The 14311-nt window shown below is 64.3% G+C and carries 15 protein-coding genes and 1 pseudogene; 15 read left to right on the forward strand and 1 reads right to left on the reverse strand.

Features of this window, described 5'->3' with window-relative positions:
- The first annotated feature begins 9 nt into the window (after nt 1-9).
- Nucleotides 10-1788: a sodium-extruding oxaloacetate decarboxylase subunit alpha gene (gene oadA / locus CXP40_RS11670; protein WP_106733842.1), complete on the forward strand. Its 1779-nt coding sequence runs from the start codon at nt 10-12 to the stop codon at nt 1786-1788.
- Between the two features lie 10 nt (nt 1789-1798).
- The gene (locus CXP40_RS11675) at nt 1799-2935 is read left to right on the forward strand and encodes a sodium ion-translocating decarboxylase subunit beta (protein WP_106733843.1); all 1137 of its coding nucleotides are present in this window, start codon (nt 1799-1801) and stop codon (nt 2933-2935) included.
- Between the two features lie 79 nt (nt 2936-3014).
- On the opposite strand, the gene CXP40_RS11680 is transcribed toward CXP40_RS11675, so the two are convergent.
- Nucleotides 3015-3341: an Arc family DNA-binding protein gene (locus CXP40_RS11680; RefSeq protein ID WP_003461866.1), complete on the reverse strand. Its 327-nt coding sequence runs from the start codon at nt 3339-3341 to the stop codon at nt 3015-3017.
- 382 nt (nt 3342-3723) lie between these two features.
- Between CXP40_RS11680 and phnC the strand changes: the two genes are divergently transcribed.
- The 13 genes and pseudogenes from phnC to phnP all read left to right on the forward strand — a co-directional run bounded on the left by phnC (nt 3724) and on the right by phnP (nt 14281).
- A complete protein-coding gene (gene phnC, locus CXP40_RS11685; RefSeq protein WP_106733844.1) occupies nt 3724-4548 on the forward strand; it encodes a phosphonate ABC transporter ATP-binding protein in 825 nt (274 codons plus the stop codon).
- 54 nt (nt 4549-4602) lie between these two features.
- Nucleotides 4603-5604 carry a phosphonate ABC transporter substrate-binding protein gene (gene phnD, locus CXP40_RS11690; RefSeq protein ID WP_106733845.1) on the forward strand — a complete coding sequence of 334 codons (1002 nt, stop codon included), beginning with the start codon at nt 4603-4605 and terminating at the stop codon, nt 5602-5604.
- A 63-nt stretch (nt 5605-5667) separates the two neighbouring features.
- On the forward strand, nt 5668-6459 hold the full coding sequence (gene phnE / locus CXP40_RS11695) for a phosphonate ABC transporter, permease protein PhnE (protein ID WP_106733846.1): 792 nt from the start codon (nt 5668-5670) through the stop codon (nt 6457-6459).
- Between the two features lie 20 nt (nt 6460-6479).
- Nucleotides 6480-7202 (forward strand): phosphonate metabolism transcriptional regulator PhnF, encoded by a 723-nt coding sequence (gene phnF, locus CXP40_RS11700; protein WP_106733847.1) that lies wholly within the window; start codon nt 6480-6482, stop codon nt 7200-7202.
- Nucleotides 7203-7213: 11 nt separating this feature from the next.
- Nucleotides 7214-7663, forward strand: a complete 450-nt coding sequence (gene phnG, locus CXP40_RS11705) for a phosphonate C-P lyase system protein PhnG (protein ID WP_106733848.1) — start codon at nt 7214-7216, stop codon at nt 7661-7663.
- Nucleotides 7663-8274 (forward strand): phosphonate C-P lyase system protein PhnH, encoded by a 612-nt coding sequence (gene phnH, locus CXP40_RS11710; protein WP_106733849.1) that lies wholly within the window; start codon nt 7663-7665, stop codon nt 8272-8274. Before phnG ends, phnH begins: the two co-directional genes overlap by 1 nt.
- Nucleotides 8274-9350: a carbon-phosphorus lyase complex subunit PhnI gene (locus tag CXP40_RS11715; RefSeq protein ID WP_106733850.1), complete on the forward strand. Its 1077-nt coding sequence runs from the start codon at nt 8274-8276 to the stop codon at nt 9348-9350. The genes phnH and CXP40_RS11715 overlap by 1 nt, the downstream gene beginning before the upstream one ends.
- Before the next feature lie 3 nt (nt 9351-9353).
- Nucleotides 9354-10219: pseudogene (locus CXP40_RS11720) on the forward strand (alpha-D-ribose 1-methylphosphonate 5-phosphate C-P-lyase PhnJ); the annotation flags it as partial.
- Entirely contained in the window at nt 10216-11025 is an 810-nt protein-coding gene (gene phnK, locus CXP40_RS11725) for a phosphonate C-P lyase system protein PhnK (RefSeq protein WP_106733852.1), read from the forward strand. The pseudogene CXP40_RS11720 and the gene phnK, both read left to right, overlap by 4 nt.
- An 83-nt stretch (nt 11026-11108) precedes the next feature.
- Entirely contained in the window at nt 11109-11825 is a 717-nt protein-coding gene (gene phnL, locus CXP40_RS11730) for a phosphonate C-P lyase system protein PhnL (protein WP_099525226.1), read from the forward strand.
- Complete coding sequence (locus CXP40_RS11735; RefSeq protein WP_106733853.1) at nt 11815-12960, forward strand: alpha-D-ribose 1-methylphosphonate 5-triphosphate diphosphatase; 1146 nt, start codon at nt 11815-11817, stop codon at nt 12958-12960. Before phnL ends, CXP40_RS11735 begins: the two co-directional genes overlap by 11 nt.
- Nucleotides 12960-13541: a phosphonate metabolism protein/1,5-bisphosphokinase (PRPP-forming) PhnN gene (gene phnN / locus CXP40_RS11740; protein WP_106733854.1), complete on the forward strand. Its 582-nt coding sequence runs from the start codon at nt 12960-12962 to the stop codon at nt 13539-13541. The genes CXP40_RS11735 and phnN overlap by 1 nt, the downstream gene beginning before the upstream one ends.
- Nucleotides 13532-14281: a phosphonate metabolism protein PhnP gene (gene phnP / locus CXP40_RS11745; RefSeq protein WP_106733855.1), complete on the forward strand. Its 750-nt coding sequence runs from the start codon at nt 13532-13534 to the stop codon at nt 14279-14281. Before phnN ends, phnP begins: the two co-directional genes overlap by 10 nt.
- Nucleotides 14282-14311 lie beyond the last annotated feature (30 nt).

Raw genomic sequence — 14311 nt, forward strand, 5'->3', positions numbered from 1 at the left:
AGTACCTGCATGACTGCCGTGAAACAAGCACTCGGAATCACCGATGTGGTGCTGCGTGATGCGCATCAGTCGATCCTGGCGACGCGTGTTCGTCTTGAAGATATGCTGCCGATCGCGCCCAAGCTCGATCAGGTGGGCTTCTGGTCGGTGGAGTCCTGGGGTGGCGCGACCTTCGATGCCTGCATTCGTTATCTCGGCGAAGATCCCTGGGAGCGTATCCGCGAGCTGAAGAAGGCCATGCCCAATACCCGCCAGCAGATGCTGTTGCGCGGGCAGAACCTGTTGGGCTACCGCCACTATGCCGATGACGTGGTGGAAAAATTCGTCGAGCGTGCCGCCGTCAACGGCGTCGATGTGTTTCGCGTATTCGACGCGATGAACGATCCGCGCAACCTGGAGACGGCGCTCAAGGCCGTGAAGCAGCAGGGCAAGCATGCCCAGGGCACCATCTCCTATACCACCAGTCCGGTGCATACGCTGGACATGTGGGTCGATCTGGCCAAGCAGATCGAAGACATGGGCGCCGATTCGGTGGCGATCAAGGACATGGCCGGGATTCTTACGCCTTACACGGCGTTCGAGCTGGTCTCACGTCTGAAGGCTAGCCTGGCCATTCCGATTCATATGCAGTGCCACGCCACGGCTGGGCTGTCGTCGGTGGCCATCCTGAAGGCGGTGGAAGCGGGCATCGACAACGTCGACACCGCAATTTCTTCTCTGTCGATGACCTACGGTCATTCGCCGACCGAGTCGGTGGTGGCGATGTTCCAGAACACCGAGCGCGACACCGGGCTCAACCTGGAGCTGCTGGAAGAAATCGCCGCGTACTTCCGCGAGGTGCGCAAGAAGTACGCGAAGTTCGAGGGCAACCTCAAGGGCGTCGACTCGCGCATCCTGGTCGCCCAGGTGCCGGGCGGCATGCTCACCAACATGGAAAGCCAGCTGAAAGAGCAGGGCGCCCAGGATAAGTTCGACCAGGTGCTGGCTGAGATTCCGCGCGTGCGTGAAGACCTCGGTTTTATCCCGCTGGTGACTCCGACGTCGCAGATTGTCGGCACTCAGGCGGTGATCAACGTGCTCACTGGCGAGCGCTACAAGTCCATCACAAAGGAAACGGCGGGTGTGCTCAAGGGCGAGTACGGCGCAGCTCCTGCTCCCTTCCATGCCGAACTGCAGGCCCGTGTGCTCGATGGTGCCGAGGCTATCACCTGTCGTCCGGCCGACCTGCTCGAAGCCGAGATGGACAAGCTGACCGCCGAACTCAAGGGCATCGCTCAGGAGAAAGGCATCAAGTTGGCCGCCGACGAAATCGACGACGTCCTGACCTACGCGCTATTCCCGCAGATCGGTTTGAAATTCCTGGAGAATCGCGGCAATCCGGCGGCCTTCGAACCCGCTCCGACTGGTAAGGAAATGCCTGCTCGCGAGGCTGGCAAGCCTGAGGTCTACACCGTCGAGGTCAATGGCAAGTCGTTCGTCGTGCAGGTGAGCGACGGCGGTGATATCGAGGGAATCAAGCCCGTCGGTGGCGCGGCGAGCGCTGCACCGGCGGCTACTCCGGCTGCAGTGGATGGCGGCGAGCCGCAGGCGGCACCGCTGGCTGGCAATATCTTCAAGGTGCTGGTGCAGCCAGGCCAGGCCGTGGAGGAAGGCGAGTTGGTGATCATTCTTGAGGCGATGAAGATGGAAACCGAGATCCGCGCCTTCAAGGCCGGTACTGTCGGTGCCGTCAACGTCAAGGTCGGCGATACCGTGGTAGTGGGCGCTAGCCTGCTGACCATCGGCTGAGGGGCGCATAATGGAAAAGCTGCTCAAGCTCTGGCAGAGCACCGGCCTGTATCACCTGGAGCCCGGTCAGGCGTTCATGATCGCGGTGTGCATACTGCTGATCTACCTGGCGATCAAGAAAGGCTTCGAGCCTTTGCTGCTGATTCCTATCGGCTTCGGCGGGCTGATGTCGAACATTCCGGTGGCCAACATGGCAGAGGGTGCGGGTTTTCTGCACCTGATCTATGAAGTGGGGCTGCCGACCAGCATCTTCCCGTTGCTGATCTTCCTCGGCGTCGGCGCCATGACCGATTTCGGCCCGATGCTGGCCAACCCCAAGACCTTGCTGCTCGGCGCCGCTGCGCAGTTCGGCATCTTCGGCACCCTGCTCGGCGCCCTGGCGATCACCGCGCTGGGCATTCCCGGCATGGAATTCACCCTCAAGGAGGCGGCGTCCATCGCCATCATCGGCGGAGCGGACGGGCCGACCTCGATTTTCGTCACCTCCAAGCTCGCCCCGGATCTACTGGGGCCCATCGCAGTCGCGGCCTATGCCTATATGGCGCTGGTGCCGTTGCTGCAGCCGCCGATCATGCGCGCCCTGACCACCAAGGAAGAGCGCGCCATCGTCATGCAGCAGCTGCGTCCGGTGGGGCAGACCGAGAAAATCATTTTCCCCATCGTGCTATGCATTCTGATCGGGATGCTGCTGCCTGACGCCGCGCCGCTGATCGGTATGTTCGCCCTCGGCAACCTGCTGCGTGAGGCTGGGGTGGTCGAGCGTCTGGCTGATACCTCGCGCAATGCGCTGATCAATATCGTTACCATCTTCCTCGGTCTGACCGTGGGTTCGAAGCTGTCGGCCGAGGCTTTCCTGCAGCTCAAGACCCTGGGCATTCTGATGCTGGGCATGGTGGCGTTCTGCGCAGGTACGGCGGCCGGTGTATTGATGGCCAAGCTGATGAACCTGTTCAGCAGCAACAAGGTCAATCCGTTGATCGGTTCGGCGGGTGTGTCGGCCGTGCCGATGGCGGCTCGGGTATCGAACAAGGTCGGCCTGGAGGCCAACCCGCAGAACTTCCTGCTGATGCATGCCATGGGGCCGAACGTGGCTGGGGTGATCGGCTCGGCCGTGGCGGCGGGGGTACTGCTCAGCTTCGTTGGCTGAGCAAGGGATGTCATGACCGCTGCCAGGAATGGCAGGCAATAAAAAACCGGCTCAAGGCCGGTTTTTTTATTGGCTCGCTTCAGGCTTCTTCAGCGGCCATTTCCACGTCGTGGGCAATCAGAGCGACCAGTGCATTCTGCTGGCGGCGCGACAACTGACGAAAACGCTGCAGCAATTCACGCTCATGGAGGCTCAGTTCGGGGCTGTCGAGGCGCAGGCTGAGATCGTCATCCAGAGCACCTTCCTGAAGCATGCTTTGCTCCAGACGGGCGATGATTTCCGAGTTCATGCTGCGGTGATGGTTGCGTGCTACGTCAGCAATACGCTCACGCATGCCATCTGGCAAGCGAACGACAAACTTGTCAGCCGTGCGGCTGGAATAAATAGCCTGTTTCATAGGGCGCATACATTACCGGTTAGTTCAGGGAGCGATACTGGTAGTCAGTGTCGAGATTGTCACCGGTTTGACAGTGTTTCGCACTAGCCGTTCAACCGGTACCGCGTTCTGCGTCGTATGACCATAAGGTCAGATGAACAGTTCCTTGACGCCAAATACGTGTCACATTGTGATTCAGGTAGCGGCTTTATGCCAGCACCGATTGTCTGAAATGCGTGGTACTCGGCAGAACTCATCCTGTTGCTTCGCTCGAGCATAAAAGTTTCAAGTTTCATTCACTCAATCGTCATCCCCGGTTCACGGGTCTGACACAGCGTGCGCCTACCTTGGTCTACACCAGAAGGCGCCGGCTAGCGGCCTTCTTATCGAAATGATAGTAGAGGGCCAGCACATGAGCGTAGCTATTCGAGTCGATCGTCTGAATAAAAGTTTCGGCCGCAAGCAGGCGCTGTTCGATCTGGCGCTATCCGTGCAGCCGGGCGAGATGGTGGCGCTGATCGGCGCCTCGGGCTCGGGCAAGTCGACCCTGCTGCGGCATCTGGCCGGCCTGGCGCGAGGTGACGCCGGTAGCATCGAGGTGCTTGGGCGCCAGGTGCAGAGCGACGGGCGCCTGAATGGCGATGTGCGCCGCCAGCGCGCCGATATCGGCTACATCTTTCAGCAATTCAATCTGATCGGCCGTCTCAGCGTGCTGCAGAACGTGCTGCTCGGCGGCCTCGGGCGTATGCCGCGTTGGCGTGGCAGCCTCAGCCTGTTCAATCCCGAAGAGAAGCAGCGTGCGCTACAGGCGTTGGAGCGGGTAGGGCTGGCCGAGTTTGCCGCGCAGCGTGCCTCGACCCTGTCCGGTGGCCAGCAGCAGCGCGTGGCCATCGCCCGTGCTTTGTGCCAGCAGGCCGAGGTGATTCTCGCCGATGAGCCCATCGCCTCGCTCGACCCGGAGTCGGCGCGCAAGGTGATGGAGATCCTCGCCGACATCAACCGTCGAGACGGCAAAACGGTGGTGGTGACCCTGCATCAGGTCGATTACGCGGTGCGCTATTGCCAGCGCGCCGTGGCGCTCAAGGGCGGGCGAATTCATTTCGACGGCCCGACCGCGGGCTTCAACCCCGATTTCCTCAATGACCTCTACGGCGGCGATCTCGATATCAGCCTGCTGCTGCCGCAAGGGCAGCGCCCAAGGGCTGTGGAGCGTCCGCTGACACTGGCCAAGGCCTGATCTCAGTCCTCTCATTCGAAACAACAACGCCAACTAGCAACAGGAGTGTGCTCCATGTTCAAACGCATCGGCCAGGTGCTGGCTGCTTCCGCGCTCGTCACCGGTTCCCTGCTGGGCTCGGTCCAGGCCGCCGAGGAACTCAACTTCGGCATCATTTCCACCGAGTCTTCGCAGAACCTCAAGGCCATGTGGGATCCCTTCCTGGCCGACATGAGCAAGCAGACCGGGGTAAAGATCAACGCCTTCTTCGCGCCTGATTACGCCGGGATCATCCAGGGCATGCGCTTCGACAAGGTCGATGTGGCCTGGTATGGCAACAAGTCGGCGATGGAGGCGGTTGATCGCGCCGGTGGCGAGATCTTCGCCCAGACCGTGGCGGCCAACGGCGCGCAGGGTTACTACAGCCTGCTGGTGGCGCACAAGGACAGCTCGATCAACTCGGTCGAGGACATGCTCAAGAACGCCAAGAGCCTGACCTTCGCCAACGGCGACCCCAACTCCACTTCCGGTTACCTGGTGCCCGGCTACTACGTGTTCGCCCAGAACAACGCCGACGCCGGCAAGATCTTCAAGCGCTCGCTCAACGGCAGCCACGAGGTCAACGCCTTGTCGGTGGCCAACAAGCAGGTCGATGTCGGCACCTTCAACAGCGAGGGCATGGAGCGTCTGGAGGTGACCGCGCCGGACAAGGCCGCGCAGCTCAAGGTGATCTGGACCTCGCCGCTGATCCCGTCCGACCCCATCGTCTGGCGCAAGAACCTACCGCAGGAAACCCGCGACAAGCTGCGCGACTTCTTCATGACCTACGGTGCCAAGCCGGAGGAGAAGAAGGTGCTCGAAGGCCTGCAGTGGGGCCAGTTCAAGGCTTCCGACAACGATCAGCTGCTGCCGATTCGTCAGCTCGAGCTGTTCAAGAAACGCACCGAAGTGGCCAACAACGACAAGCTCAAGGACGCCGACAAGCAGGCTCAGCTCAAGGAGCTGGACGCCGAGCTGGCCAAGCTGGAGCAGCGTATGGCCGAGCGTGAGAAGCAGGACGGCGCCAGCGCCGGTTGATCCTGGCAGCCCCTCGGTATCCACCGAGGGGCTGACTGCAGTCGTTTTCCCCGAGATGCCTTGATGACCACTTTGACCACCCATACCCCGACCGTCGATAGCAAACGCAGCTGGCTGCAGTTGATCGGCTGGGGCCTGTTCTTCGCCGTACTTGCCTGGTCCTGGCAGGGCGCGGAAATGAACCCGCTGGCGCTGGTGCGCGATGCCGGCAACATGGCCACCTTCGCCGCCGACTTCTTCCCGCCGGACTTCAGCAACTGGCAGCACTACCTCAAGGAGATGGTGACCACCGTGCAGATCGCCCTCTGGGGCACGGTGTTGGCCATCGTCTGCGCCATTCCGCTGGGCATCCTCTGTTCCGAGAACATCGTGCCCTGGTGGGTGTACCAGCCGGTACGCCGGGTGATGGATGCCTGCCGTTCGATCAACGAAATGGTCTTCGCCATGCTTTTCGTCGTCGCGGTCGGGCTCGGCCCCTTCGCTGGCGTGCTGGCGCTGTTCATCAGCACCACCGGTGTGCTGGCCAAGCTGTTCGCCGAGGCGGTCGAGGCCATCGATCCAGGCCCGGTCGAAGGCGTGCGCGCCACCGGCGCCAGTGCCCTGCAGGAGGTGATCTTCGGCGTCATCCCGCAGGTGCTGCCGCTGTGGATTTCCTATTCGCTGTACCGCTTCGAGTCCAACGTGCGTTCGGCCACGGTGGTCGGCATGGTCGGCGCCGGAGGCATCGGCGTGATCCTCTGGGAGGCCATACGCGGCTTCCAGTTCGCCCAGACCTGCGCGCTGCTGATCGTGATCATCCTGGTGGTGAGCGCCATCGACATCCTGTCCCAACGCCTGCGCAAGCTCTTTATCTGAAGGAGAGGGAGGGCGCCTGTGTGCGCCCTTTTCAAACGATGAACTTGTCTAGACAAAGCGAACCGCTGTACCGCGAACTGGCCGCCGTGTTGCGTGAAGACGTGCAGCACATGAGTCCGGGCGACTATCTGCCGGGCGAGATGCAACTGGCCGCGCGCTTTTCCGTCAACCGTCACACCCTGCGCCGCGCTGTCGACGAGCTGGTGCTCGAAGGCCGCTTGCTGCGCCGCCAAGGCAAGGGCACACAGGTGCTGGCCAAGCCGCTGGTGTATCCGGTAGAGGCCGGCAGTGCGTTCAGCCAGTCGCTGTCTGCGCTTGGTCACCGCGTCGAGGCGCAGTTGATCGAGCGCCTGCGCCGCAGCGGCAGCAGCGAGGAGTGCCGCCACCTGCAACTGCCCGATGGCAGCGAACTGCTCGAGCTGGTCACCCTGCGCCTGCTCGACGGCCAGCCGCTGAGCCTGATCCGTCACCGTTTCTGCATCAGCCTGGCGCCGCTGCTGGCCGACTATCAGGGCGGCTCGCTGCGCCAGTACCTGGTCGAGCGCGATCTACCGCTGACACGCACCTTCAGCCTGATCGGCGCGCGCCTACCCAGTCGCGAGGAGGCTGCGCATCTGCTGATGCCGCGCCATGCGCCGCTGCTCAGCGTACTCACTTTGTCCCGCGATCCCGCTGGCCGGGCGGTGGAGCTGGCGCAGTCCAGCAGCCGCGCCGACCGCTTCCAGTACCAGGTAGCGACCTGATGGAGACCCGCATGAACGAAACCGATCCGAACATCGCCGCGCGTCAGCGCTGGCTGGGCGTCCTGGCCCGCGCCGGCAGCGCTCTCGATAGCCATGAGGCGGAGCTGAAAGACAGCGCCTACCAACTGATCCGCTCCCCCGAGGTTGGCATGACCTTGGTGCGCGGGCGCATGGGCGGCACCGGTAGCGCCTTCAACCTCGGCGAGATGACCGTGACCCGCTGTGTAGTGCGTCTTGCCGACGGCCGAACCGGTTACAGCTATCTGGCAGGCCGCGACAAGCGCCGCGCCGAACTGGCCGCCCTGGCCGACGCGCACCTGCAGGGCAGCGACCAGGCGCGCTGGCTGGATGACCTGATCGAACCCCTGGCCCGCGAGCAGCGCGAACAGCGCCTGAACCGGGCCGCCCGTACCGCCACCACTCAGGTGGAATTTTTCACCTTGGTCAGAGGAGAGGACTGATGACTACGCCGCACAGCTCGCACTGGCTGCAACCGGCTTTCGACGACCCGGTGCTCGACGCCCAGGTCAGCTTCCGCGCGGCCCTCGGAGCCCTGGCCGAACCGGGGCTGCCACGCGCCATGGATCGTGCCCATGCCCTGGGCGACCTGGCCCCAGCTACTTATGGCTTGTGTCTGGCCTTCCTCGACAGTGACACGCCTCTTTGGCTGGCGCCGCGTTTCGACACGCCGCTGATTCGCGCCAACCTGGCGTTCCACTGCGGCTGCCCGATTGTCGCCGAGCGTGAGATCGCTTTGTTCGCCCTGCTTGATGAGGGCGAGTTGAGCGATCTGTCGGACTTCGACAACGGCAGCGAACGCTACCCGGACCAGTCCTGCACGCTGCTGATCCAGCTCGACGATCTGCGCGCCGGCGTCCCCCTGCGCTGGCGCGGGCCGGGGATCAAGGACGTGCGTGGCGTCAACTTGCAGCTGCCAGCCTCGTTCTGGCAACAGCGCCAGGCGCGCAGCGCCTTTCCCCGTGGCCTGGATTGCTTCTTTGCCGCAGGCGGCGAAGTCATCGGCCTGCCGCGCAGCACCCGCGTGCTGATCGAAACCGAGGAGGCTGCCTGATGTATGTCGCCGTCAAGGGTGGCGAACGCGCCATCGACAATGCCCATCAACTGCTGGCCAGCCGTCGCCGTGGCAATACCGCTGTCGCTGAACTGGGCGTTGAACAGATCCGCCAGCAACTGCCGCTGGCCGTGGCCCGGGTGATGAGCGAAGGCTCGCTGTACGACGAGGAGCTGGCCGCACTGGCGATCAAGCAGGCGGCCGGTGACCTGATGGAGGCCATCTTCCTCTTGCGCGCCTACCGCACCACGCTGCCGCGCTTCGGTGCTAGCGAGCCGCTGGACACCATGAAGATGCAGCTGGAGCGGCGCATATCCGCCACCTTCAAGGATCTACCCGGTGGTCAGCTGCTCGGTCCTACGTTCGATTACACCCACCGTCTGCTGGATTTCACCTTGCTGGCCGAGGGCGAATATCCGGCGCCGGAAACCACGCTCGCCGACGAGCCCAAGCCCTGTCCACGGGTGTTGGATTTTCTCGCAGGCGAAGGGCTGATGGCCCGCGAGCAGGACGACGGCGCACCGGTGCCGGACATCACCCGCGAGCCGCTGGCCTTTCCCGCGAGCCGCGCCGAGCGCCTGCAGGCGCTTGCCCGTGGTGATGAAGGCTTCCTTCTGGCGCTCGGCTACTCGACTCAGCGCGGCTACGGGCGCAATCACCCCTTCGCCGGGGAGATCCGCATCGGTGATGTCGAGGTGTGGATGACGCCCGCCGAACTGGGCTTCGCCGTACCGCTGGGCGACATCGAGATCACCGAGTGCGAGATGGTCAACCAGTTCGTCGGTGACAGTGCCGAGCAGGCGCAGTTTACCCGCGGCTATGGCCTGGCCTTCGGCTACGCCGAGCGCAAGGCCATGGGCATGGCGCTGGTCGACCGCGCGCTGCGCGCCGCCGAGTACGGCGAAGAGGTGCAGGGCCCGGCGCAGGAAGAGGAGTTCGTGCTGATGCACTGCGACAACGTCGAAGCTGCCGGCTTCGTCTCGCACCTCAAGTTGCCGCACTACGTCGACTTCCAGGCCGAACTGGAACTGATCCGCAAGCTGCGCCGACAAGCGCCGGCAGAGGAGAACCGCTGATGAACGCTTTCACCGCAAGCGGCGCCCGCGAGGCGTCGGCCTACAACTTCGCCTATCTGGATGAGCAGACCAAACGCATGATCCGCCGTGGCTTGCTCAAGGCGGTAGCGATCCCTGGCTACCAGGTGCCTTTCGGCGGTCGCGAGATGCCGCTGCCCTATGGCTGGGGCACCGGCGGCATGCAGCTGACCGCTGCGATTCTTGGCGCGGATGACGTGCTCAAGGTGATCGACCAGGGTGCCGACGACACCACCAATGCGGTGTCCATCCGCCGCTTCTTCGCCCGTACCGCAGGCGTCGCCACCACCGAGCGCACGCTTGAGGCCAGCGTGATCCAGACCCGCCACCGTATTCCGGAAACACCGCTGTCGGCCGGGCAGATCATGGTCTATCAGGTGCCGATTCCCGAGCCGCTGCGTTTTATCGAGCCCAGCGAGCAGGAGACGCGGACCATGCATGCGCTGGAGGACTACGGCGTGATGCACGTGAAGCTGTACGAGGACATCGCTACCTTCGGCCATATCGCCACCGCCTACGCCTACCCGGTGACGGTGGACGAGCGCTACGTGATGGACCCGTCGCCGATTCCCAAATTCGACAACCCCAAACTGGACATGAGCCCGGCGCTGATGCTGTTCGGTGCCGGCCGCGAGAAGCGCCTGTATGCGGTGCCGCCCTTTACCCGGGTGGTCAGCCTGGACTTCGAGGATCACCCCTTCGCCGTGCAGCGCTGGGACGAGTGCTGCGCCTTCTGCGGCAGCACGGAATCCTTCCTCGACGAGCTGATCGTCGACGACGCCGGCAGCAAGCGCTACGTCTGCTCCGACACCGACTACTGCCGTCAGCGTACCGAGGAGAACCTGCAATGAGCGCCGCCGAACGTCTGCAACCTGCCGTGGCTGCAACCGAGCCGTTGTTCTCTGTGCGTGACCTGACCCGTCTGTACGGACCGGACAAGGGCTGCCAGGGCGTGAGTTTCGACCTCTATCCCGGTGAAGTGCTGGGCATCGTCGGCGAGTCCGGCTCGGGCAAGTCCACCTTGCTCAGCCTGCTCTCCGGGCGTTGCCCGCCGGATCGCGGCGCGGTCAGTTATCGCGGTCGCGATGGCCAGTGGCTTGATCTGTACAGCGCCAGCGAGGCCGAGCGGCGCACGCTGCTGCGCACCGAATGGGGCTTCGTCGAGCAGAACCCGCGTGACGGCCTGCGTATGGCGGTGTCGGCTGGCGCCAATATCGGCGAGCGGCTGATGGCCCAGGGTGTGCGCCACTACGGCGAGTTGCGCGCCGCCGGGCTTGACTGGCTGAGCCAGGTGGAGATCGACCCGGCGCGCATTGATGACCTGCCGCGCACGTTTTCAGGCGGCATGCAGCAGCGCCTGCAGATCGCCCGCAACCTGGTCTCGGCGCCGCGTCTGGTGTTCATGGACGAGCCGACTGGAGGGCTGGACGTGTCGGTGCAGGCGCGCCTGCTCGACCTGCTGCGCGGCCTGGTACGCGAGTTGGACCTGGCGGTGGTGATCGTCACCCACGACCTGGCGGTGGCGCGCCTGCTCGCCGACCGCCTGATGGTGATGCGCCGCTCGCGCGTGGTGGAGGCGGGGCTGACCGACCAGATTCTCGACGATCCGCAGCATCCGTATTCGCAGCTGTTGGTGTCGTCGGTGTTGCAGCCCTGATTTCGTCCTGTGGGAGGGGCTTTAGCCGCGACCCCTCTTTGTCGCGGCTAAAGCCCCTCCCACGCACGCAGAGAGTATTGACCATGAACAACCTGATCGAGGTCAGCGGCCTCAGCAAGACCTTCACCCTGCATCAGCAGAACGGCGTCGTCCTGCAGGTGCTGCGTGACCTGAATTTCGCCGTGCGCGGCGGCGAGTGCCTGGTGCTGCACGGCCAGTCCGGTGCCGGTAAATCGACCCTGCTGCGCACGCTGTACGGCAACTACCTGGCCGCCGGCGGCAGTATTCGCATCCGTCACCAGGGCTCGCCAGTGGAGCTGGTCGGCGCCGAGCCGCGCCAGGTGCTGGCGGTGCGTCGGCAGAGCCTGGGTTACGTCAGCCAGTTCCTGCGGGTGATCCCGCGCGTGTCGACCCTGGACGTGGTGATGGAACCGGCGCTGTCGCGTGGCTGGACGCGTAGCGACGCCGAGGCGCGGGCCAAGGCGCTGCTGGGCCGGCTGAATATTCCTGAGGCGCTCTGGCAACTGGCGCCGGGCACCTTTTCCGGCGGCGAGCAGCAGCGCGTCAATATCGCCCGCGGCTTCATGGTCGAGTGGCCGGTGCTGTTGCTCGACGAACCCACCGCCTCGCTGGATGACGCCAACCGCCAGGTGGTGTTGGCGCTGATCAACGAGGCCAAGGCCGCGGGTAGCGCGCTTATCGGCATTTTTCACGACCGCACCGCCCGCGAGGCGGTGGCCGACCGTTACCTCGACATGAGCGCCAAGGCGGCGCAAGCGGAGTACGTCTATGTCGTCTGAACAGATTCTTAGCAACGCCCGCGTCGTCACCGCCGAGCGCGAGTTCCTCGGCACGCTGTTGCTGCGTGACGGGCTGATCGCTGCAGTGGATGAGGGCGCCAGCCGCCTGCCGCAAGCCCAGAATCTGGGCGGCGATTACCTGCTACCGGGGCTGGTGGAGCTGCACACCGACAACCTGGAAAAACACATGAGCCCGCGCCCCGGGGTTGACTGGCCGTCGACCTCGGCGGTGCTGACCCACGATGCGCAGATCGTCGCCGCTGGCATCACCACGGTGTTCGATGCGCTGTCCATCGGCGACATCAACCCGCGTGGCCGGCGCATGCAGCAATTGCCGGCGATGATCGAAGCCATCGCCGCCAGCGAGGCAGCCGGGCAGACTCGCGCCGAGCACCGCCTGCACCTGCGCTGCGAGCTGTGCCATCCCGATGCCCTGACCATCTATCGCGACCTGGTGGAGCACCCGCTGGTGGCCCTGGTGTCGGTGATGGACCACTCGCCCGGTCAGCGCCAGTTCGCCAAGGTGGAGAAGTATCGCGAGTACTACATGGGCAAGTACCACCTGAGCCCGGCAGAGATGGAGGAATTCCTTCAGGAGCAGATTGCCAACTCGCGCCAATACAGCGACCGCCAGCGCCATGCCATCGTCGAGGACTGCCACAGCCGGGGCATCTCGGTGGCCAGCCATGACGACGCGACTCTGGCCCACGTGCAGGAGTCGGCCGATTTCGGCATGGCCATTGCCGAGTTTCCCACCACACTGGAGGCCGCCAGGGCCAGCCACGAACGGGGGCTGAAGGTGCTGATGGGCGCTCCGAACGTGGTGCGTGGCGGTTCGCATTCGGGCAATATCGCCGCCGCCGAACTGGCACGTCACGGCGTGCTGGATATCCTTTCCAGCGACTACTACCCGGCCAGCCTGTTGCATGCGGCCTGGCTGCTCGCAGGGCAAGACAACGACTATGATTTGCCTGCGGCCATCGCCACTGTGAGCCGCGCACCGGCCAGGGCGGCGGGGATGGATGACCGCGGCGAGATTCGCGTCGGCCTGCGCGCCGACCTGGTCCAGGCCAGGGCGCATGGCCAGCAGCCGGTGATCCAGCAGGTGTGGCGCCAAGCACGAAGGGTGTTCTGATGCAGGGCAGGTTGATCTATCTGATGGGGCCTTCGGGCTCGGGCAAGGACAGTCTGTTGCAAGCTGCACGTGCGCCGCTGGAGACGCACGGCTGCCGTTTCGCTCGGCGGGTGATCACCCGCAGTGCCGAATCGGTGGGGGAAGATGCGCTGGGAGTGACCCCGGCCGAGTTCCAGCGCCTGCAGGGCGAGGGCGCCTTCGCTCTGAGCTGGCGCGCCAATGGTCTGGCCTACGGCATCCCGCGAGAGATTGATGACTGGTTGAGCGCCGGGCAGGATGTGCTGATCAACGGTTCGCGCGGTCATCTCGACACGGCGCGGCAACGCTATCCGGATCTGCTGGCGATTCTTCTGCAGGTCGACGAAGCGGTGCTGCGTCAGCGCCTGCTGGCCCGTGGCCGGGAAACACCGGAGCAAATCGAGCAGCGCCTGGCCCGCAGCCGCAGCTTTACTGTGGTGGGAGGCGCTTCAGCGGCGACTGTCGCGCAGGAGCACATTTGCGTTCTAGACAACTCCGGCCCTCTGCCACACACCGTCACCCGCCTGCTGCACCTGCTCGACGAGACCCGCCGATGCGCCTGACCCTACTCGGCACCGGTGATGCCCGCCAGGTGCCGGTCTATAACTGCAGTTGCCCGGCCTGCGATGCGTCCCGTGTCTATCCCGCACGTCGCCGCGGCCCCTGTTGCGCGCTGATCGAATGCGGGGCGCAGCGTTGGCTGATCGACAGTGGCCTGACCGACCTTACCGAGCGCTTTGCGCCGCAGAGCCTGAGCGGCATCCTGCAGACCCACTACCATGCCGACCACGCTCAGGGATTGCTGCACCTACGCTGGGGGCAGGGGCTGATCATCCCCGTGCACGGCCCGGACGACCCGGAGGGGCTGGCCGATCTGTACAAGCATCCGGGCATTCTCGACTTCAGCCAGCCATTCGCCGCTTTCGAGTGTCGCCAACTGGGTGAGCTGAGCGTTACCGCGCTACCGCTGACCCACTCCAAGCCGACCTTCGGCTACCTACTAGAGGGGCAGGGCAGGCGCATCGCCTACCTCACCGATACCGTCGGCGTGCCGGAAGCAAGTTGTGCGGAACTGCAGCGCGCGCCACTGGATCTGCTGGTGCTCGACTGCTCCACCGCACCGCAACTCGTCGCACCACGCAACCACAACGACCTGACCCGTGCGCTGGAGGTCGTCGAGCGCCTGCAACCGACAAAGGCAGTGCTGACCCATATCGGCCACAGCTTCGATGCCTGGCTGCTGGAGCATCCCGACGCCTTACCGCCAGGCGTGACACTGGCAAGCGATGGCCTGGTGTTGTGAGTCCACGTCGCTATCTGTAACCAAAGATTT

Origin of the sequence: Pseudomonas sp. YY-1, from assembly GCF_002843095.1 — a bacterium.
GTDB lineage: Bacteria > Pseudomonadota > Gammaproteobacteria > Pseudomonadales > Pseudomonadaceae > Aquipseudomonas > Aquipseudomonas sediminis_A.